This is a genomic window from Colwellia maritima (assembly GCF_022669015.1).
In the GTDB taxonomy this organism is placed as follows: Bacteria; Pseudomonadota; Gammaproteobacteria; order Enterobacterales; family Alteromonadaceae; genus Colwellia; species Colwellia maritima.
Genome location: NZ_JAKKSL010000005.1, coordinates 39,866 through 59,323, shown reverse-complemented (window position 1 = coordinate 59,323; position 19,458 = coordinate 39,866). Strand labels below are relative to the sequence as shown.

Here is a 19,458-nt window from a genome sequence, read left to right as displayed (position 1 = left end):
CAATATAGGCACAGACTTATGTTTTAAATGCTATTTATCTAATAATGCCAACAACTTACCTAGGGAATTTTAAAAATGTATAAATTTAGATTAACCCAATGGATATTTTACTACTCTTTTGCCTGCCCCTATCTAATGAGTGAAGCAAGTAATTAAATACCTTTCAATTTGGCAATGACTAAAATTTACACATCCCTTTAATTAAATGACTAACAAGTATTTATATTTTAGCATAAAACAAGTAATCTTATATGATAACATACGAGTGTCAACTCAATTAATAAGATTAAAGTACTACCTAAACAGTAACCTAATGACTTAACCATGAGGTCACAATGAAAGAAAATATAACGATCAGCTTCATTTTTCTGTTAGCCAGTTTGTTATTTTGTGCCACTGCATTTGAGGTTGATAATAATGATGAGTCTGCTGATTATTTAAAATCACGCCACTATATGCCACAAGATAAAAATAGCTTCCCTCGTACCGGTTTTGGACCAAGATTTGCCAAAACCGATTTTTTTAACCCCGGAGTTTTACATCATATTACTTACATAAAAAAAGGGACTGATGTTTATTTTCATGTGGTTAATCCCGAACAAAGCAAAACATTCTATTTTGATGGCTCAAGCCTCCCAAGCATTGAAGAAGGCCCTATTGGTCTTCGTTTGATGTATACCCGCAGTTCTTTATTTAAAAATTTCCGTGTAAGCGAATTAAAAGATCAAACGGTTAAGCAATCAAGTACGCAAGTAAGCCTTAACTAAAACAATGATTTGTTATAAAATTTAAGATAGGAAACCAGAATGATTAGCATCACAAGTCGAAATAAACGTAACTGGAGCATGTACCGGCTCACCCTTGCATTATCTTTAAGTCCCTTAGTTATAACAGGTTGCTCAAAAGAAGCAGAGATGAAACAAGAAAAAACAGCCGATGTACAAGCCAGTACACAAGTGAAGAAAAAGCCTAACCTACTTTATATTTTCCCAGACCAGTTACGTCTCTATTCCATGGGATTATGGCAGCAATCGGGTTATGACAAAGTATTACGCACTAAAGGCGATCCGGTTTATACGCCGGCAATTGATCAATTAGCTAAAGAGAGCGTGGTATTTACCCAAGTGGTGAGTAATCATCCTGTTTGTAGTCCACATCGGGCGATGTTGATGTCAGGCATGTGGCCAAGCCAAAATGGTGTTGAAGATTTGAATACCAAAGTAAATCGCAGCCAAGGTTTACGCGAAGATATTACCACCTTTACTGATGTACTAAATGAAGCGGGTTACGACACCGCTTATGTTGGTAAAGTACATTGGCAACGTATTAATAAAGTGTTTGATAAAGACGGAAATTATGTCGGCAGTGAACAAGCGCCCGGAGGTTTTGTCCCCAACCCATTTGATAATTATATTCCCCCAGGTATTGGCCGACGTGGCAACGAATATTGGTTCCAGTCTATTGGCGATGTGCATAACGATAATAAAACTTACTCTTCTGAGCCTGAACTGGTAGGTGGTCATAAAGATGGTGACTTTCATAGTCCTCATCAATTTTCTGTAGATGTTGAAGCCGATGTTATTGTTAAATACTTAAAAAACGAGAATGGTGAACGTGATCCTAACAAACCATTCAGTATAGTTTGGGCGCCAAATCCTCCTCATAATCCTTATTCAAGTATTGAGGATACTAAAGTCTCAGTTTATGAGCAGTACTATAAAGGTTTACCTGCAGATGAGTTATTAATTCGAGATAATGTTAAAGCAAATAAATCAAGTAGTGTTCTACCATGGAATGGTGATTCTAGAGCGATTGCCAACACACCACAAGCTGAAACAGCCGTGCCTATTTATCTATCCCATGTTACCGCGGTCGATCAACAAGTAGCCAAAGTATTACAAGCATTAGAAGCTGCCGGAGAAGCTGAAAATACCATTATAGTATATACAACTGACCATGGTGAAATGATGGGCAGCCAAAGTTTAATGGCAAAAAACTATATTTATGAAGAAAGTTTTCGTGTGCCATTCATCCTAAAAGCACCGAGTATTGCACACAGAACTGATGACTTAATGTTAAGCACAGTAGACATTATGCCTACCCTACTCGCTTTAATGGGCTTAGCTGATCAAATTCCAAAAACGGTAGCAGGGACCGATTATTCAACAGGTGTTAAAACAGGGCAGTATAATCAAAAGCCTGCCTCTGCCTTATACATGAATATGAGCCGAAAAGGTGTACGTACTGACCGCTACAGTTATGTAGTGATCAAAACAGGTGAAACAGAACTGTACGACAACATTGAAGATCCTTACCAATTGAAAAACTTATTGCCAAACGACATTCCAGATCAAGACTACACATTTCTTAAAGAACAGTTGGGTTACTGGCTAACCGAAGCGCAAGACGGTTGGGCTGAGCAACACAAGCATCCACAGTTGATTAGTTACCCAAACAGCTAACTTAGTTTTAATTAGAGTGAACTAGCATTGCAGCTTTATGTTGTAGCGCTAGTTACAAATAGAGTCAACGATAGGTAGAACATAAAATAAACACGCTAAGTATATTACCTATTCATGCGTTACCGCTTAATGCTGTAGCGCTTCCCTAAACTTCTTTGGTTACTTTGATTTTTTCAACTAAAAAGTCTACCGCGGCTTTTACTTTCGGTACTAAATAGCGCTGTTTCTGGTACAGCAAATAAACAGCCATATTAGCATGTTGAGTTATCGCTAATTCATGCTCAAATTTAAGTTCTTGTAACCTGCCTGACTCTAGATAGGAAGCTAACGCCCATCGAGTAGACATTAATATACCTTCACCGTTACAAGCTTTTTTTGCTAGCCAGGGTCCGTTATTTGAAATAGCAACAGCAGGCCCTGATACATCATGCCATTGCCCGTTCATATGGCATAACCAAGGTGTTGGTCCTGTTGGCGCTTTAAAATAAAGACCATTATGTTGCTTTAGCTCCATCGCATTGTTAGGCACACCGTGTTTTTCTAAATAACTTGGTGAGGCGACTGGAATAAAGCCATTATCCATGAGTCTTATTGCTAACACACGTTCATTAGGCGCATAACCGCCGCGAATAGCAATGTCGACATCATCACGTCCGAGTGTAGACAATTCATCACTTAAGCTAACGTCTAATACAATTTCTGGATATTGGGCGCTGAATTCATCTAACAAAGGCAGTAATATTTTGTCACCAAATCCTACCATTGAACTGATGCGTAAACGCCCCATGGGTGTTGTTTGATAACTGCGGACCGTTTCATTACTTTGTTCTAGTTGATTCAGTATTTTCTGTACATCATCATAATAAATTTGTCCCACTTCTGTCAGTTTAACAATGCGGGTCGAACGCTTTAATAACGTTGCGCCTAAACTTTTTTCTAAATCAGCAACACGTCTTGATAACGAGGATGGTGGCACATTAAAAGCACTAGCCGCTTTAGTAAAGCTGCTAGTTTCGACTACTTTACTGAAATATCGTATTGCCCTTAGTTGATCCAACTAACTTCTCCATTAAATAGTTAATAAAAATGTACTCGTGAATTAATAACTGAGTATTTTTATTTATTTTCACCTTATTATTGTCATAAAAGCAATAGTGATTCGCATTTTTCCTTATATATAACACTATTAAAACAAGTAATAATAGCGTTAGCTTAAACATTGCAAGAAAAAACAACCTTCACGTTTATGATGGGAAACTGATTTATGATTACTTTATACGGATTTGCCGCTAGCAACTATTACAACCTAGTAAAGCATGTACTTTTATATAAAGAGCTGCCCTTTCAAGAAAACCTTCTTTATAGTGGTAGTGATGAGTTACTGGCGATCAGCCCCGTAGGCAAAGTACCTGTTATTAAAACGGCTGAAGGTCTTTACCTTTCAGAGTCGAGTGTTATTTGCGACTTTATCGAAGAGACTTATCCTACCACTCCGCTATATCCTGAAAATGCAGGAGAACGTGCAGTAGTTCGTCAAATAATGAAAGTAGCAGAACTTTATTTTGAACTGCCAAGTAGACGATTTATACCTTATGTTTTTTCAGGGACTGAAGTTCCCGAATCAATTAAAGCTGAAGCTCGCCAAGTATTAACCCGTGGTGTTACCGCCTTAAATCGCTTATGTCAGTTTTCACCTTGGGTTGCAGGGGAACAATTTACTATGGCTGATATTTATGTGTATTACGTAAATACTATTGTTAGTGCTTTTGGCTCGAGCCAACTTGAGTGGGATGTACTTGCAGAGATACCCGGAATGAAGGCGTGGAACGATACCTTGAGTCAATCTACTATTGCCCAAACTGTGGAGGCAGATCGCAAAGCAAATATGCCCGAGTTTATGCAAAAGGTGACAGCGTTGATTGAAGCAGCGAATGCTACCAAGCCTAATTAACATCTAACCAACACCTAATGAGTAAAAGCCCTATAAGGTAAAAGTTTTAGCGATAAATTCGATCAATACAATGTTTACGTTAATTCACTTTAATTTAGCTTAAATTAAGTTATGAACAGATTATAGCCAATATAATAACGTTATTGGTTCAAAAAATTAAATTATTTGCAGGAGCAAAAATTATGACAAATACAAATATACAACTCACCTCAACGATCAGCGAAGACAATAAACTAACACTTGCCCTACAAAACATCGAAATGCCACAACCTGGTGTCAATGAAGTTGTAGTTCGCATTGAAGCTGCGCCATTAAACCCGTCTGACTTAGCGGTGCTTTTTAGCGCTGCAGATATGACAACGGCGAAGCAATCAGGCACCGAACAAAACCCCGTGATTACGGCTGAGGTTCCAGTGAAGTTTATGCCCGCAGTTAAAACACGTGTGGGTAAAGCAATTTCTGTTGGTAACGAAGGGGTCGGAACCGTTGTTGCAACAGGTTCGTCACCACTGCGCAAGCATTAATGGGTAAAACCGTTGCGGTGATTGGCGGTGGAACCTATCGTCAATATTTAAGTGCAAATGTGCAGAGCTGTTTAGTTTTAAAAGAAGGTACGACAGCTAAAGAAGGCGCCTCTTCTTTTGTTAACCCACTTACAGCCCTAGCAATGGTTGAAACAATGCGTGCTGAAGGTCATAAAGCGATTATTCATGCAGCCGCCGCATCAAACCTTGGTCAAATGTTAAACCGTATTTGTATTGCTGATGGCATCGATTTAATTAACATAGTACGCAAACCTGAACAAGAAACCTTGTTACGTGATATGGGCGCAAAATATGTGGTTAACTCAAGTAGTGAATCTTTCCTTGCTGATTTAACAGCAGCGATTATTGAAACAGGTGCAACGATTGCCTTTGATCCTATCGGTGGCGGTCAATTAACCAGTGACATTCTTAATTGTATGGAAGTTGCTGCAGCACGTGATATGAAAGAGCACAGTGTTTATGGCTCTGATACTTTCAAACAGGTTTACATTTATGGCGCATTAGATCGCGGACCTATCACCTTAAATCGTAATTTTGGTTTTGCTTGGGCTGTTAGTGGATTCTTATTATTCAATGCGCTAGGAAAATTAGGCACTAAAACGGTTATGGCAATGCGTCAACGTGTTGCAGATGAAATTACTACAACCTTTGCTAGTCACTACACTCATGAAGTGTCATTAGCCGAGGTATTACAATTACAATCAATGGCAGGGTATTCTAAACAAGCGACCGGTGAGAAGTACTTAATTAAACCTCAAGCTTAATTTTCTAAGACATATGAAATAACAGTAGTTCATTAACGGCTTAATTTTAAAATAGATAAAGCAGATACTCATTCGGTATCTGCTTTTTTTATTTTCAGGTTCTGGAGAAATTAACTTGAGCTAACTATTCTACTTACTCTTTTTTAATAGCATAAAATGTTCCGTGAATTGGCGGCTTTTCAGAGTAAGCGCCAATGCTATATTTTAATACAGCATACACAACATTTGGATCAGAATATTTAGCGCCCTCGCCTCTTAAATCTGTTATGTTTTTATAGAGCATATTTTCACTGCTCGCCGGTTGATGTTGGCGCGAGTTACCCGTTGCAAAAACTTTCCAATTGTTATGATTAGCATCTGCTCTATGCCATTCAGGCACTCTAATGGTATTGTTCTCAACCAGGTTATGGCCTAAATCGCCTTGATGAAAATTAACATCAACTTCAATATAGTTGTTAGTTACCACCACGTATTTTGCGCCCATTTCAATCGCAAGATGACGTATACGCTTAATAGTATTACCCGTTACTAAAATATATTGGCCTCGCATATCAAAATAGGCATTACCACGACCACCTTTGTTGTAAGCTCGATCCACAAAATTGTCACGAAAGGTTAAATGCGTTGTGGTTTTTTCAGTGAGTATTGGATCAGTGCCTGACTCCAACAATCTACAATTATCAACCCAGGAATCAGATGTAGTGCCCGACATTTTAATTAAACCTACGTATAAGTCGTCTCGATCAACATCATTATTCATAACCCCTTGAACCCACTTATCGCTATAACCCGTATTATCTTTGGGTTCTAAATTTGGTACGAGGTAGAACAAGGTGACATCTTCTATTCCAAAGGCATTTTTAACGTCATGCATCACTAAACCATAACGCTTTGACGCCCAACCTTCCCATGTTTGACGAAAGTTAATATTGATAACCACATCGTTAGGGTTACCAGTTTCACCCCTAAGAATAATATTAGATTTAAAATACACAGGGCTATTAAGGGTATAAGTACCCGATTTTAAAATAATCACGCCACCGTTTTTTACTTGATCAATAGCCCCTTGAATGTTGTCGGTACCTGGGCTAATTGTTTTTACAATAGTGGAAGCATCTCGAAAAGGAATACCTCCTCTCACGCCCGCTTTTGCCCACTCAACCATATCAGGGTAACGAGGATCCGCTTTAGCGGCATCAAACACCCAACCTGGATCGCCTAATTGTGTGTTTGCTAATGGATGTTTATCTAAATGCTGTTTAACTACGTTTTCACTGTGTGCATTTCCACTAAAAAATAAGTAAGGTGTTAGTGCTAATGAAAGGACTAAAAGAAGTAATTTGATCATATTCATATGGTGTGTTCCCGTCTATTTTCATGCCCGTAATGAGAAGAAGATATTCATCACGGACATATAGATTATCGTTGGTGGGTGAAATGTTAATTTATTTAATGGGCAACCTTAGACAATAAAACTTCAGCACTTAAACCATCTTTACACTCAAATTCGATAATTGTTTCAGCCGAGTTTGCTTTGATAATTTTTGCTTTCTTTTGACTAACCGTTGTAATTTCTTTGAGCTGTTCTCCAATTTTCCATTCACCAGTAAGTGTAAGACGAACTTGAGTGGTTCGGCTTGGCCAGAAAAACCATTCGCGATTATAAATAGATAACTCGGCGCGACTGCCATCAGGCATTAAATCGTCTTGGCCGTCATAAATATTTAAATCAGGATCAGCAACCGTTAACTGCATACCTTTCGGTGTTTCTTTTACAATAAAAGTCGATGGTCTATTTACACTCGCCACCACGGTATTAGGTAATTTAGCTTGCTCGTTAAAAACCGCATAAGCCGTGATTGAGCTTTTAGGTGATTCAACAATATGAGCGTTCTTGTCTTGCTGTAATACACGGTAAGGAAGCTCATTGTTTTTATCTTGCATAGCCTTTGCAAAACCTTTCATTTCAGCGTCAGTACTACTCGGCATAACCACGTATTCATAGTTAGCCTTGCTAGGTTTTACGCCATGATCAAATAACAAAGTAGTAAAGTTACCCTTTACAGTTTCAATGTTTTTGTAATCAGGATTGGCTTGCTCTGCACGTTGCATAACAAGCTGAGTGCCATTAGGTATTTGTGGAATGTAATATCCAGTATTACGACTGTCGACTAGCCATAAAGGCTCACTGTTTGAAATTGCTTTTGTATAAGGAAATGTTTTTTCGTCTAGTAGATTAGAAGTCAATTTACCTTTGTTTTTTCCTTTACTATTACCTTTAAGAAAGGGATTTTGCAAAATAGTGGTTTCTACTGCATGTTGCGCAATATCACTTGTAATATCTGAGCCTATGGCAACAATAAAGTCTTCAAATAAAAAGTAAGATTTAATCCCCGTAAAACCCTGTAAGCCAAACATGTCATGACCTTTAAAAGGAAAGGTAAATACGGCATTGCCCTGAGTAGATTCAGCGCCACCAACAAAGGCTTGGTCTGAAAACGGGTATTCTCCGCCTTCGTCTTTAACTTGCCCCGGCTGAGTTTGAATTTGATCGTATGGTACATTAACAGAGGTAACTCCCGGCCAACGGTGCCAATCGTAACCCGCGTGCCATGTTGATTTATTATCCGCTTGTGTACTGTCTAAATGATCGGGATAAGAAACATCTAAATAGCCATAGCCAATAAACGTTGGATAGGCAAACCAACCCCAACTTTCATAAGGGTAAACATATTTACTGTGACCACGCACAGTCGCCATCCAGTTGTCATTATCTCTAAGCGTAGCTAAGGCACTGTAAGGTAAAACGCGACTACGTGCATAGTTATAATCACCAATATCTCCTGCTTGTTTAAGCTTATTTAACCAATATTTATCAAACGAATTAGTGCTTTTTTTATTGTTATAAAGGTTTTGATATAAGCCTGCCATTTCAGTATCAAATGTTGGCGCACTTAGGGCAATTAACGCAGGTAAATCAAACATACTTGGTGCGAGTTTATAATTAGTAAATCGCGTATTAGTAAAGGCCTTTCCGCCAACATAGTCCTTAGTAAACAAGGTATCAAAGAGCGTATTGGTGATTTTTCTCATTCGCCAAAAAGCTGCTTCTTTGGCTTCAAAAGGCGTGTCATTTAATAAATACAATACGGCAGCGGCAGCTTTAACAGCTCTACCACCATAGCCTTGCGAATGTCCGCCATGATGGAAAGTAAGGCCGTCAGGCTTAAATACTTCATCAAGTGCCGGTGCATAAGCTGTTGTGATATTTGAAAAATACGATGAGTAATGTTCTAAGTCACGAATTTTTTCAGGAGAATTCTCCATCGCTAAGGCCATATATAAACGAGGCAGTAAAAAACCTTGGGTATCATCTGCATCTGCGGCCTTTCTGCCTTCAACGCCGTAAACCACATCTTCACGGTAAACTTGCCCAAAACCATAAAACCATTTCATGGTAGCAATTGCTTGATCTAAACGGTTGTGCCTTGCAAGCACATCACGCATTAATAAAAACGCAGGGCCTATCTCTCTAATTTCATAAGCATAATGATGCACCCGACCAAGTCCTGCTCCTTCAGCAAAACCTTGGTCAATGCCGTAATCGAATAAATCAATAAACATCTGTTCTAGCTTGGCTTTATCTTTTTGAGATACAGAAGCAGTATGATGTTTAGCAATAGCGAGCAGTAAATTGTTAAAGTCCCGCCATTCCATTACGCTTTCATTAAGCTTTTTACCTAAACCTGTTTCAACAAAAAATTCAGGTAAAAGGCTCGTTTTCACCAAAGGTTTACCGAAAATTTGATCACCTTCTCGTTTGATTTCAAATGCATTAAATTTTTTGGTGATTGATGAAATAGACTTTTTAGCTAATGCTTTTCTTTCGTAATGAGGAAATATGAATTCTTCTGTTTTTTGAGTTAACGCGTTAACTTGCACCAAACGGCTTTTAGTGAGCTCTTTTAATTGAAACGAAGGTTTGTAGCCGTGAAACATCATCATTTTATGATCGTAGTTTGAAACTAATCTTTCATGAGGGTCAAGGTTAGGTAATTGAGGGTTTGGACCAACTGTTTTAGGGTTCATTGGTACAGATAAACCAATAGTATCTAGGTAAAAAGTGCCCTTTCCTGTTGAAGGTGCCCTAATCGTTAACGTATCCATATCTGGATGAGGAACACCTTGCATGTCGCCTCGGTCATAATTGATAGCGACGGTGCGCCCGGTAAAATTTAAATGAAGATCAAACTCTACGTCAACGTTATTAGCACGGCCAGTGCTACCGCGACCAAATTCTACACTTAGCCTTTGGGTGGTTGCTTTTTCATTGTATATCCACATGAAAAAGCCCCTTGGGGTTTCCAGTACTTTTTTAGCATCGTAAGTGCTGTGGCCGGCTTTTAAATATTTAAATCGGCCAGTAGACGGCACTTGAGAGAGATCTTTAGGTTTTCTATAACCGATAGGCGTATTAACTGTTATGGCGTCATTGCCTTTCCAGTCCCACTTTAAGGAATATTTACCATGCTTCATTCGCTTACTATCAAGGCGGAGATCTTCACCGGTGGCCGACCAATAATTAGGAATACCTTCTTCAAAGCTTTCCATAACCTTAATAGGATATTCTACGATGTCTTCAGATTCAGTTTTAGCTGCTGCTGTAGCCGTTATACCAACCGCTAATATAAACCAAACCAATCTATTGAAAATACGTTTCATCTACTTTACCTTTTGACTTTCAGCTACAGCGCTTAAACTATCTCACATCGGATATAAGATAAGATAGTTTAAAGCTGAAGTTTACCTATGTAATTTAAAACACCAATAACCACCGAGGTTTACGCTATGCACCTTTTAAAATATTATCAAAATCTTTTAAAAACTCGTTAATTATCGATTCATCAGCTTGAGATAAAGCAAAGTTCGGCTTACGACAATAATCGTCAGTAATAATGCCGCGTTTGTGCAATATGGTTTTCTCAACTTGAATAATATATTCACAGCTTTCCATCCAAGGACGAATATATTCTAAAAGACGCTGATGTAAACTGTTTGCAGCCTCATGATCTCCACCTATCCAAAGCTTATAAATACTCATATATACTTCAGTAAATGAACAACCAGGCATAACCCCTTTACCACCCACAGAAAGCACATCTGTCATGTATAAACCTGCATATCCATTGAGTATTACCGCATCAGGTAATAATGTTAGCAACGCTTGTATATATTCAACAGGCGGGTTGCACTCAATTTTAAATACCGCATTGGGAAATTCTTTAGATATTTCCGCTAACTGCTCTGCAGGAATAGGCACGCCTGTTTCAGTCGGCGCATATTGCACTAATACTGGAACATCAACTGCCTGCAATACAGCACATATATGTGCTTTTACTTGTGCATTATCAGGTTTCAAGAAAAACGGCGGTAAAAGCATTAAGCAATCGGCACCTGATTCTTGATAACTTTTTGCTTGTTTAACCGCAAGCTCTGTTGAATGTTCAGTAACAGAGATGCATCGATACATATTTTTATCCGCTAATGTGCTGATAAAAATGTCAGTTAATTGCGCTTTTTCAGCATCGTTGAGTTTATAAAACTCACTAGCGATACCGAATAACGTAACACCATGACAACCTGTGGTGATCAGGTGTTCAAGCATCGTTTTAAAGCTATTTAAATCGACATTACCTTGTGCAGTAAAAGGCATTGCCGCAATAGGGTTTATACCAAAAATATCTTGTGGTTTTTTGACATTGGTCTGTACGTTAGTGTTCATTAGGCAAATACCGCCCCTTCTGCTGCTGATGCTGCACGGTCACGATAAACATCTAAAAACCCTCTAGGTACTTCTTTTCTTAGTGGTTTCCATAATTTTCTACGTTCTTCTAGTACGGCATCTTCAACATGTAAGGTTAATTCACGTGTCTCTATATCAATACTAATTTCATCACCCGCTTCAATCAGAGCGATCATGCCGCAATCCGCTGCTTCTGGTGATAAATGACCAACAAATAAGCCCCTATTTGAACCAGAAAAACGTCCATCAGTTATTAATGCACAATGATCAGATAAGCCCATACCTTCTAAGTATTTCATTGGCTCATACATTTCAGGCATACCCGGTCCGCCTTTTGGCCCTTCATAACGAAGAACTAACACGCTACCTTTAGCAATATTACCTTCCATAATCGCTTCAACAGCTTCATCTTCTGAATCAAAAGTAACCGGTTGGACCACTAAATTTAAACATGTGCTCAGGTACTGCAGCCGGTTTAATTACCGCGCCCAATTCAGCTAAGTTACCACGTAGTATTGCTACACCACCTTCCGCATTAAATACATCAGATAATGGACGAATAACTTCACGTCTTGATGAGTCAGCAACCGTGCTTAATGTTTCTTCTTTAGTCCCTGAAACCGTTAAGGCATTTAGTCTAAGTAACGGTCTTAATTCACGTTCAACTGCTGCTATGCCGCCGACTTCGTGGAAATCGATCATGTCGTACTCTGACGTGGGTAAATAGAAGCAATGGTGGGGATTTTACGGCTTATTTCATCAAACGTTTGTAACGATAACTTACCTAAACCCGCTTCATAATGTAGGGCTTGTAAATGTAAAATTGCGTTGGTTGAACCACCGGTAGCAACTAATAAACAAATAGCGTTGTAAATAGAATCGCTGTTTATTATTTGACGTGCTGTGATGCCTCTATGGGTTAAATCAACAATCTTCTTACCTGTTGCATAAGCAATCGCCATACGGTCTTTAGAAATAGCCGGTACCGTTGCACTTTCAGGTAGCATCATGCCTAGGGTTTCAGCCAAACAACACATAGTGTTAGCGGTGCCGTACATGGTACAAGAGCCTGGGCCTGGTTCAGCAATGTCTTCAATTTGTCGAAATTCTTCTTCGTCAATTAAGCCACGTTTTTTCCAACCAATAGCTTCTGAAACAATATTACCATCCCAATGTTTTCCTTTATATTCAGCAGGATACATTGGGCCACCATTCACCATGATTGCTTTGGAATGTCTAAACGGGCAGCAGCCATTAACATAGCAGGTACAATTTTGTCACACGAGCCGACTAAAACAATCGCATCAAAATTGTGGGCACGTGTCATAACTTCTATAGAAGCCGTGATCACTTCACGGGCAGCTAAAACAAAGCGCATACCTAAATGACCCGCAGCAATACCGTCACATGGTGCGATAGTACCAAAAGACATAGCAACGCCACCGGCGGCTTCAATACCTTTGATAACGTTAGCCGTTACATCATTTAAATTAACATGGCCGGCTGTTGCATTGGTGTAACTGTTTACCACCGCAATAACAGGCTTACGTAATTGTGAATCTGTGTGTCCCATCGATTTATATAAAGCGCGTTTTAATGCTCCGCTATCGCCTTTTAAAATGTCGTTATGGTGAGATTGAGCGCCGCAACCGCCACCGCAAGAATTACAATTACTCATGTGTTTTTCCTTAGAAATGATGTATCAAAATGATGTATGGGTGGCCGTTAAACGGTAGCTCACAAATATAGCAATGACCAAACTGAGATGACTGAAGTCCTTCTGCAGCTGTGGTTATAAATAACTGATCAAGATTCTCACCAATAAAACAGCAACTCGTTACTTGAAGCTCTGGTAGGTGAATAATATCGGTTATCGCTTTGTCTTGAAGCGAGTATCGAACCACTTGGCTCGCGCCCCATTGTGCCGACCAAAGTCCGCCTTGTTTATCTAGGCAACCGCCGTCAGGGAAAACACCTTCGGGAGTTGATACCCAATGTTTTCGAGTTAATTTTTTATTATTAATAGCGTCGTTTTCTATTGATAGTTTTTCTAATAAGGCGTTGTCCAAAAAACCATTTTCGATAGTGCTCTGGTCAAGTGTGCAATGCTCAATTTGATTATTTAATGAATCAGCAAAAAAGAAGTTATTATCATCAATAAAAGCAAAAAGATTAGGTACCAAAACATTACTTTCAAGGCACTGTAACGTGCCATCAAAAGCGTAAAGTGAACCGTTATTATTTTTCGCCTCATTATCCATAGTGCCAAAAAACAACTGCCCTTTAGGTGAAATACCACCGTCATTAGCACGATTGGAACTTCCCTCATAGTCAGGAAAATTTTGCACACAATCAATTTTATGGCTGTTAATATTAATAAGCACAATACCGAAATCTGCTAAGCCTATTAATAATTCAGGATCGTTAGTTTCAGCAATAAAACTAACCTTGGCGTTAAGTGTTATTTGCTGAACCGCTTGCCCAGACTGATAACTAAATAACTGTTGTTTTTCTATATCTAACCAAAAAAGTGTCGATGTTGATTTATGCCATAAAGGGGATTCCCCTAAAGCGCAATGCGTATCGAATTGTTTAATGGCATTGTGGTTATTCATCAGCCATCACTGTGCTTCGGCCACCATCAATCACAATAGTAGTACCCGCAATAAAAGAAGCTTTATCGGCTAAAAATAAACAAAGTTCTGCAACATCTTGCGGCTTACCAATATAGCCAACGGGATGTTGAGCAATGGTTTTATTTCGAATAGCTTCAGGATCATCATGGCTATCAAACCAATCTTGATTACCTTCTGTGTCAATAAAACCAGGTGCAATGCCAACGGTTCTAAAATCTCTGCCCCAATCCAAGGTCATGCTTTGCACTAACCCCACTAACGCATGTTTACTAATACTGTAAGGCGCACAACCAGGTAAGCTATTAAAAGCATGATTGGATGTCATCACCAAAAAAACGCCCTTGCTAACGGTTAATGCATGACGAGAAGCTTTGGCTAAACACCAATGAGAACGAAGATTAAGATCGAAATTCTTATTCCAATCTTCTAATGAACAATCGACACCAGAAAACACATTTTTACCTGCATTAGAAACAACAGCATCTAACCGCCCAAACGCTTCTTGCGTGTAATTAACTAGCTGCTCTATTTCTTCAAGGTTACACATATTGCATTGACGATAAAAATATTGATTAGGATAATTTTTTTCAAATGACGAACTATCAATTGCACTTAAAGGTCGTTGACCACAACCAACAACTAGATAGCCTTGCTCTAAAAATGCTTCAGCTATAGCCAAGCCTATGCCTTGACTAGTACCTGTGATCAAAGCGACTTTTTGTTTAGTACTCATTATATTTACATCCTCGTTCTATCGTTATTTTTAGCATATGCATGATGAACCATTTTTATCGTCTAGTTAGCAGTGATCAACGACTCATTAGTCATAAGCAACCGATCAAGAACAACGCCGATAATTACCGTCGTCAAAAAGCTTATCGCCATCAAGTGAATATAATGCAGCGGTGTCCATATAAAAGTAAAAACAGCGTAAACAACAGAGCCCATCAGCAAAGCAAACTTTATTGCGGTAGGATTAATGTTTTTCATGGTCATCGCTAAAATAAATACACCTAAAACAGGCATGCTATATAAGCCATTAAGTTGCTGAAGTGTATTAATCACACTGTCTGCATTTTGGAATATGGGTACCATAATGATCCCCGAAATAGCTAAGATTAAAGACGTAATCATCCCTACTTTGGGTACATTAACCTCTTTATTAATATAGTTTTGATGAATATCACACACATAAAGTGCGGCAGCTGAATTAATACAACTATTGAAAGAAGATAATACGGCTCCGGCCATTACGGCAGCAAAAGCGCCCGACAGCCAAGAAGGAAGAATATTTCCGACTAACGTTCCGTAAGCTGAATCGCCTAAATCACCGTATAATTTATATGAAATAAGTCCTGGGAGTACCACAATCACAGGCATAAAAATTTTAGCCCCGATTGCCATATATACGCCTTTTTGTGCTTCTCTAACATTTTTAGCAGCTAACGCGCGTTGGGTAATAACCATGTTAGTACAAAAATAGAAAATACAAATTAAAGGTAAACCAGTAAAAACAGTGTCAAAAGGGATATATGAGTCTTGATCTCCAATCAGTGTCATACGCTCAGTAGGCAAGCCACTTAAGTCAAAATCAATAGCATATAAGCCTAAAAAGGTAACGAGTGTACCCATAACCAATAATCCAATACCATTGTAAGTATCAGATATGGCGATGGCTCTTAAACCACCAAATATAGCGTATGCGGCACCTGCTATTGCAAATAGGATAGACAGTACAATGATAGGTAATTCAATGCCAAACATGGTCTTCATGAATAAAGAGCCCGTATATAAAATAGTAGGTAATAGAATAAATACATAACCAAGTAAAAACAGAACAGAAACAATAGCTCTAACACTTTTACTTTTTGTTTTTTTCTCTAACAACTCACTTGTCGTTAAACAATCCGTTTTGTAGTAAATAGGGATAAATACATGAGCAAGAATGATAAGCCCAAAAGCTGCGGCTAGTTCCCACCAAGCAACAAGTAACATTTGAGGCCCATTCATTCCAACGATTTGCTCTGCACTAATATTCGTTAATACTATTGAACCACCAATATATACCCGCTTAAACTGCCATTCGCTAAAAAATATTCTTTACTCGAATTGCCACGTTCAAAACCTTTACACTTTTGATAAGTAATAAAAGCAACGGCAAATGTTAACGAAAAAAATACGCTTAATTGTACGATGTCCATTTAATTTTCCTTTTACTCAATTAAACTTAATTGTGTTAATAATTGAAGTAGTATTTTCATGCCATTTGATCACAAGCACTCTGCCAAGCAGTAATATAACTTTTAGCCGTTAAGGTTAGTTGCTCGTCAGACATTCCTGGTTGATAAAGACCTGAACCAAGGCCAAAACCATTAGCCCCTGCGCTTTGGTACTTTTTCATTTGCTCAGCATCAGCCGCAATTCCACCTACAGGAATACACATAATGTGAGGAGGCAATACCGCACGTAATGCTTTCACAACGGATGGCGTCAGCATTTCACCAGGAAATAATTTAACAATCTCTGCGCCTGCATCAACAGCTGTAAAAGCTTCAGTGGCAGTCATAGCACCAGGCATAACCACACAACCAAAGATTTACTGCTTTGTTAATGATCGTCGGATTAGTATTGGGTGTAACAATGAGTCGAGCGCCTGTTTGAAGAACAGCATCAAGTTGTTCCATATTTGTTACTGTGCCAAGACCCACATATGCTTTATCTCCAAAAGCATCAACTAACTTACCAATACTCACTAATGCATCAGGGCTGTTTAGAGGAACTTCTATAAAGCGATATCCCTCATCAAATAGTATCTGTGCGATAGAAATAACTTTGTCAGGCGTAACTCCGCGCAAAATAGCGATAAGAGGTAGTGTTTTAAATTCAAATTGATAATTTGATTCGGAATCAGATTGTTCGGAGATCATAAAAGTGCCTTGTAATGGGTTTGAAAAATTATTTCCATACCTGCTAAAAAACATTGTTCAGAATTTACTGAAATAACAGTATGTTTTAGTATTTTTAACGCCTTAACATAGCGCTCAGATAACTTGTTTTCTGCAACAATATAAATAGGCTTGGTATATTTTAAGTCGGCTAATTCACTACCGATTAATATTCCTGATAGGTAGGATAATACTAATTCTTGTGGAATTTTGTTAAATAACGCTTGCGTTCTTGCCATAAACAAAGCGTGACTTAATGACATAGAAAGACCGGGTTACACCACTGGAAAAAGTGTCTAAATCGACATCTTTACTTTGGATCGGTAAGTTTCTTCCTAATATAGAATGTTCGCTTAACAGTGCATAAAGTTCACCTGTCATATAAGTTTGAACATTCGTCAACTCATTATGTTGCCGCCTAACATGCTTACTATGAGTGCCGGGAAAAATAGCATAAAATTCATTTAATTTAAGTTCATTAGCTAAACCAAAAACTTGAACTTCTTCTCCACGCATTACATCTTCACGGTCACTAGTATCTTGGTGACAAACACCTGGGATAATTAATACCTTATTCCCTCTCGATAAAGAAAAAATACTGTTGCTTTTAGATAATTCCTGAATATTTAAGGGAGTATGTACATATGGCACTTCTTTCCAACCATTTTTAGAACCCACCATACCGGCCATTAGTATCGGCAGTTGACTGTACTTAACAAACCAGGGCTGTAATAAATCAGCCAATACTTGTTCAAAACCTTCAGCTGAAATACTGATATAACCTTTATTAGCATAAATCCGATCGACAACTTCACCACTAGATCCTATTAAATAAGCTCTAAAGTTTGTTGTTCCCCAATCTACTGAAATCCAATTAACTGACATTGCTTAACCTTGTAACACCTGAGATATCATCTTGTATGACAAGATATATTTATCACAATAAAAAGTCAATATGTAAAAGAGGATGTTCTGTTCAGCTTGTACAAATAAATATAACTAATAGACTCCTTTTTTATTTTTTTTGGGGGATTATCGTATGACAGAGCAAGTCTAATAATGTTGTAATAATTCCAAATAAGTACGGTTAATAATTAATATATACTTGATATGAGATAACATTGAAATTTAGGTGAGAGGTTGTTCTAATAATGCTTTAAATCAATTATTGCTCAATAGTAAGTTAACCAATATGGGCTGTATAATTAGGTACTACTTTTTGGTTTTTTCTAATAGCATTTAATACGATAACTCTAGTCTGCTCTCTTGCTGCATCAGGTTGACGTAAACGAATAGTTTCCAATAATTTTATATGTTCAGCAATCGCAGGTATACTCTCAGGGAGATTATTGTCCATTGTATGTCGGAAAGACAGTACAAGTCCTTTAGACAAAACATCACCTATTGCAATAATAAATGGATTATGTGAGGCAACTAATAATGCATGATGAAATTTGATATCGCCTTCTTTGAACATTGCGTGATCATATTGATCAACTCCCTTTTGCATTTTCTCACATGCTTCTTCCATTTGGTACAGGTCTTTGGCCGTTGCATTGAGTGCGGCTAATGCAGAAGTGTTTGGTTCAAAAATAAGACGGGCTGCCATAAGGTGTGATATATCGTTTTGATTAACTTCAACGCTACTCAACCAATCAAGAATGTCATGGTCGAGCCAACTCCAACTTTCACTTTTGTTAACCAGACTCCCCTTTTTGGGTATGATTGTCACTAACCTTTTAGCGGATAATGCTTGTAAAGCGCTACGAACAGTTGTGCGGGATAACGAAAAATCTTTAGCTAATATATTTTCACTAGGTAATAACGTGTTTTCTTTATATTCTGTACTGAGAATTTTTTTTGCCAGTGTCTCTATTAAATTTGTAGTCGCTGTTTTGCTTTTCATAAAATTTATACAAAAGGATAAGTATGAAACAGGAGCCTACCTTGATGTTAAGGTAAGTACAATATATCTCCCTCCTAATATATGTTAACAACTACTGACTTAACGCTCTTGAATAACTGCCACTACATACCATTCATGATAATTTAATACAATATCTTATCATTATTTTTTATTTAAAAAAGACTCATAATACCAAATTTCCCCTTCCCTGAAAAATACTACATAATTTCGATAGTAACATGAATAGGGAGATTACCAAAAAGCCTATAGATTACGTGTGAATTTACCAATATTGCACTTAACTTCCCTTTTGAAACCAGTGTAAGGCTTGATGTAAATTCCTTGTTGCTTACCTCGTCATCTAAAGCGATAATTGAATGTAATTATTGGCTTAGCTGTGCTCTTCACGGTTGATTGTTGATCATAAAAAATATTAGTGGATGGTA

20 protein-coding genes and 1 pseudogene are annotated in these 19,458 nt (G+C 38.1%); 4 read left to right on the top strand and 17 right to left on the bottom strand.

Annotated features, from left to right (window positions below; translation table 11 throughout):
- The first annotated feature begins 335 nt into the window (after window positions 1-335).
- Both L3081_RS20850 and L3081_RS20845 read left to right on the top strand, forming a co-directional pair.
- Complete coding sequence (locus L3081_RS20850; RefSeq protein ID WP_242288269.1) at window positions 336-767, top strand: hypothetical protein; 432 nt, start codon at window positions 336-338, stop codon at window positions 765-767.
- Between the two features lie 39 nt (window positions 768-806).
- A complete protein-coding gene (locus tag L3081_RS20845; RefSeq protein ID WP_242288268.1) occupies window positions 807-2,462 on the top strand; it encodes a sulfatase family protein in 1,656 nt (551 codons plus the stop codon).
- Between the two features lie 145 nt (window positions 2,463-2,607).
- Here the strand turns inward: L3081_RS20845 and L3081_RS20840 are convergent, their stop codons facing one another.
- The gene (locus L3081_RS20840) at window positions 2,608-3,519 is read right to left on the bottom strand and encodes a LysR family transcriptional regulator (protein WP_242288267.1); all 912 of its coding nucleotides are present in this window, start codon (window positions 3,517-3,519) and stop codon (window positions 2,608-2,610) included.
- A gap of 207 nt (window positions 3,520-3,726) precedes the next feature.
- Between L3081_RS20840 and L3081_RS20835 the strand changes: the two genes are divergently transcribed.
- Both L3081_RS20835 and L3081_RS20830 read left to right on the top strand, forming a co-directional pair.
- A complete protein-coding gene (locus tag L3081_RS20835) occupies window positions 3,727-4,413 on the top strand; it encodes a glutathione S-transferase family protein (protein ID WP_242288266.1) in 687 nt (228 codons plus the stop codon).
- 182 nt (window positions 4,414-4,595) lie between these two features.
- A pseudogene (locus tag L3081_RS20830) lies at window positions 4,596-5,722 on the top strand (zinc-binding dehydrogenase).
- A 133-nt stretch (window positions 5,723-5,855) separates the two neighbouring features.
- Here L3081_RS20830 and L3081_RS20825 read toward each other — a convergent pair.
- From L3081_RS20825 to L3081_RS20760, 16 genes are all read right to left on the bottom strand, one after another.
- Window positions 5,856-7,076 (bottom strand): right-handed parallel beta-helix repeat-containing protein, encoded by a 1,221-nt coding sequence (locus L3081_RS20825; RefSeq protein WP_242288265.1) that lies wholly within the window; start codon window positions 7,074-7,076, stop codon window positions 5,856-5,858.
- A gap of 95 nt (window positions 7,077-7,171) precedes the next feature.
- On the bottom strand, window positions 7,172-10,444 hold the full coding sequence (locus L3081_RS20820) for a chondroitinase family polysaccharide lyase (RefSeq protein WP_242288264.1): 3,273 nt from the start codon (window positions 10,442-10,444) through the stop codon (window positions 7,172-7,174).
- Window positions 10,445-10,568: 124 nt separating this feature from the next.
- The gene (locus L3081_RS20815; protein ID WP_242288263.1) at window positions 10,569-11,504 is read right to left on the bottom strand and encodes a dihydrodipicolinate synthase family protein; all 936 of its coding nucleotides are present in this window, start codon (window positions 11,502-11,504) and stop codon (window positions 10,569-10,571) included.
- Entirely contained in the window at window positions 11,504-11,965 is a 462-nt protein-coding gene (locus L3081_RS20810) for a dihydroxy-acid dehydratase domain-containing protein (protein ID WP_242288262.1), read from the bottom strand. Before L3081_RS20810 ends, L3081_RS20815 begins: the two co-directional genes overlap by 1 nt.
- The gene (locus L3081_RS29435) at window positions 11,943-12,227 is read right to left on the bottom strand and encodes an IlvD/Edd family dehydratase (RefSeq protein ID WP_242288261.1); all 285 of its coding nucleotides are present in this window, start codon (window positions 12,225-12,227) and stop codon (window positions 11,943-11,945) included. The genes L3081_RS20810 and L3081_RS29435 overlap by 23 nt, the downstream gene beginning before the upstream one ends.
- A complete protein-coding gene (locus L3081_RS29430; RefSeq protein ID WP_242288260.1) occupies window positions 12,224-12,742 on the bottom strand; it encodes a dihydroxy-acid dehydratase domain-containing protein in 519 nt (172 codons plus the stop codon). The genes L3081_RS29435 and L3081_RS29430 overlap by 4 nt, the downstream gene beginning before the upstream one ends.
- Window positions 12,739-13,203, bottom strand: coding sequence for a dihydroxy-acid dehydratase domain-containing protein (locus L3081_RS20795; RefSeq protein ID WP_242288259.1), 465 nt, complete (start codon window positions 13,201-13,203; stop codon window positions 12,739-12,741). The genes L3081_RS29430 and L3081_RS20795 overlap by 4 nt, the downstream gene beginning before the upstream one ends.
- A gap of 10 nt (window positions 13,204-13,213) precedes the next feature.
- Window positions 13,214-14,140 (bottom strand): SMP-30/gluconolactonase/LRE family protein, encoded by a 927-nt coding sequence (locus L3081_RS20790; protein ID WP_242288258.1) that lies wholly within the window; start codon window positions 14,138-14,140, stop codon window positions 13,214-13,216.
- On the bottom strand, window positions 14,133-14,894 hold the full coding sequence (locus tag L3081_RS20785; RefSeq protein WP_242288257.1) for an SDR family NAD(P)-dependent oxidoreductase: 762 nt from the start codon (window positions 14,892-14,894) through the stop codon (window positions 14,133-14,135). Before L3081_RS20785 ends, L3081_RS20790 begins: the two co-directional genes overlap by 8 nt.
- A gap of 62 nt (window positions 14,895-14,956) precedes the next feature.
- The gene (locus L3081_RS20780; RefSeq protein ID WP_338027444.1) at window positions 14,957-16,171 is read right to left on the bottom strand and encodes a sodium:solute symporter family transporter; all 1,215 of its coding nucleotides are present in this window, start codon (window positions 16,169-16,171) and stop codon (window positions 14,957-14,959) included.
- A gap of 35 nt (window positions 16,172-16,206) precedes the next feature.
- Entirely contained in the window at window positions 16,207-16,362 is a 156-nt protein-coding gene (locus L3081_RS28640; RefSeq protein WP_338027443.1) for a hypothetical protein, read from the bottom strand.
- 56 nt (window positions 16,363-16,418) lie between these two features.
- Window positions 16,419-16,727: a beta/alpha barrel domain-containing protein gene (locus L3081_RS20775; protein ID WP_242288256.1), complete on the bottom strand. Its 309-nt coding sequence runs from the start codon at window positions 16,725-16,727 to the stop codon at window positions 16,419-16,421.
- The gene (locus tag L3081_RS20770; RefSeq protein ID WP_242288255.1) at window positions 16,714-17,088 is read right to left on the bottom strand and encodes a beta/alpha barrel domain-containing protein; all 375 of its coding nucleotides are present in this window, start codon (window positions 17,086-17,088) and stop codon (window positions 16,714-16,716) included. The genes L3081_RS20775 and L3081_RS20770 overlap by 14 nt, the downstream gene beginning before the upstream one ends.
- Window positions 17,085-17,345: a 2-dehydro-3-deoxygalactonokinase gene (locus tag L3081_RS27385; RefSeq protein ID WP_274620693.1), complete on the bottom strand. Its 261-nt coding sequence runs from the start codon at window positions 17,343-17,345 to the stop codon at window positions 17,085-17,087. Before L3081_RS27385 ends, L3081_RS20770 begins: the two co-directional genes overlap by 4 nt.
- Complete coding sequence (locus L3081_RS20765; protein ID WP_274620692.1) at window positions 17,320-17,991, bottom strand: 2-dehydro-3-deoxygalactonokinase; 672 nt, start codon at window positions 17,989-17,991, stop codon at window positions 17,320-17,322. Before L3081_RS20765 ends, L3081_RS27385 begins: the two co-directional genes overlap by 26 nt.
- A gap of 298 nt (window positions 17,992-18,289) precedes the next feature.
- Complete coding sequence (locus L3081_RS20760; protein ID WP_242288254.1) at window positions 18,290-19,012, bottom strand: FadR/GntR family transcriptional regulator; 723 nt, start codon at window positions 19,010-19,012, stop codon at window positions 18,290-18,292.
- Window positions 19,013-19,458: the final 446 nt, after the last annotated feature.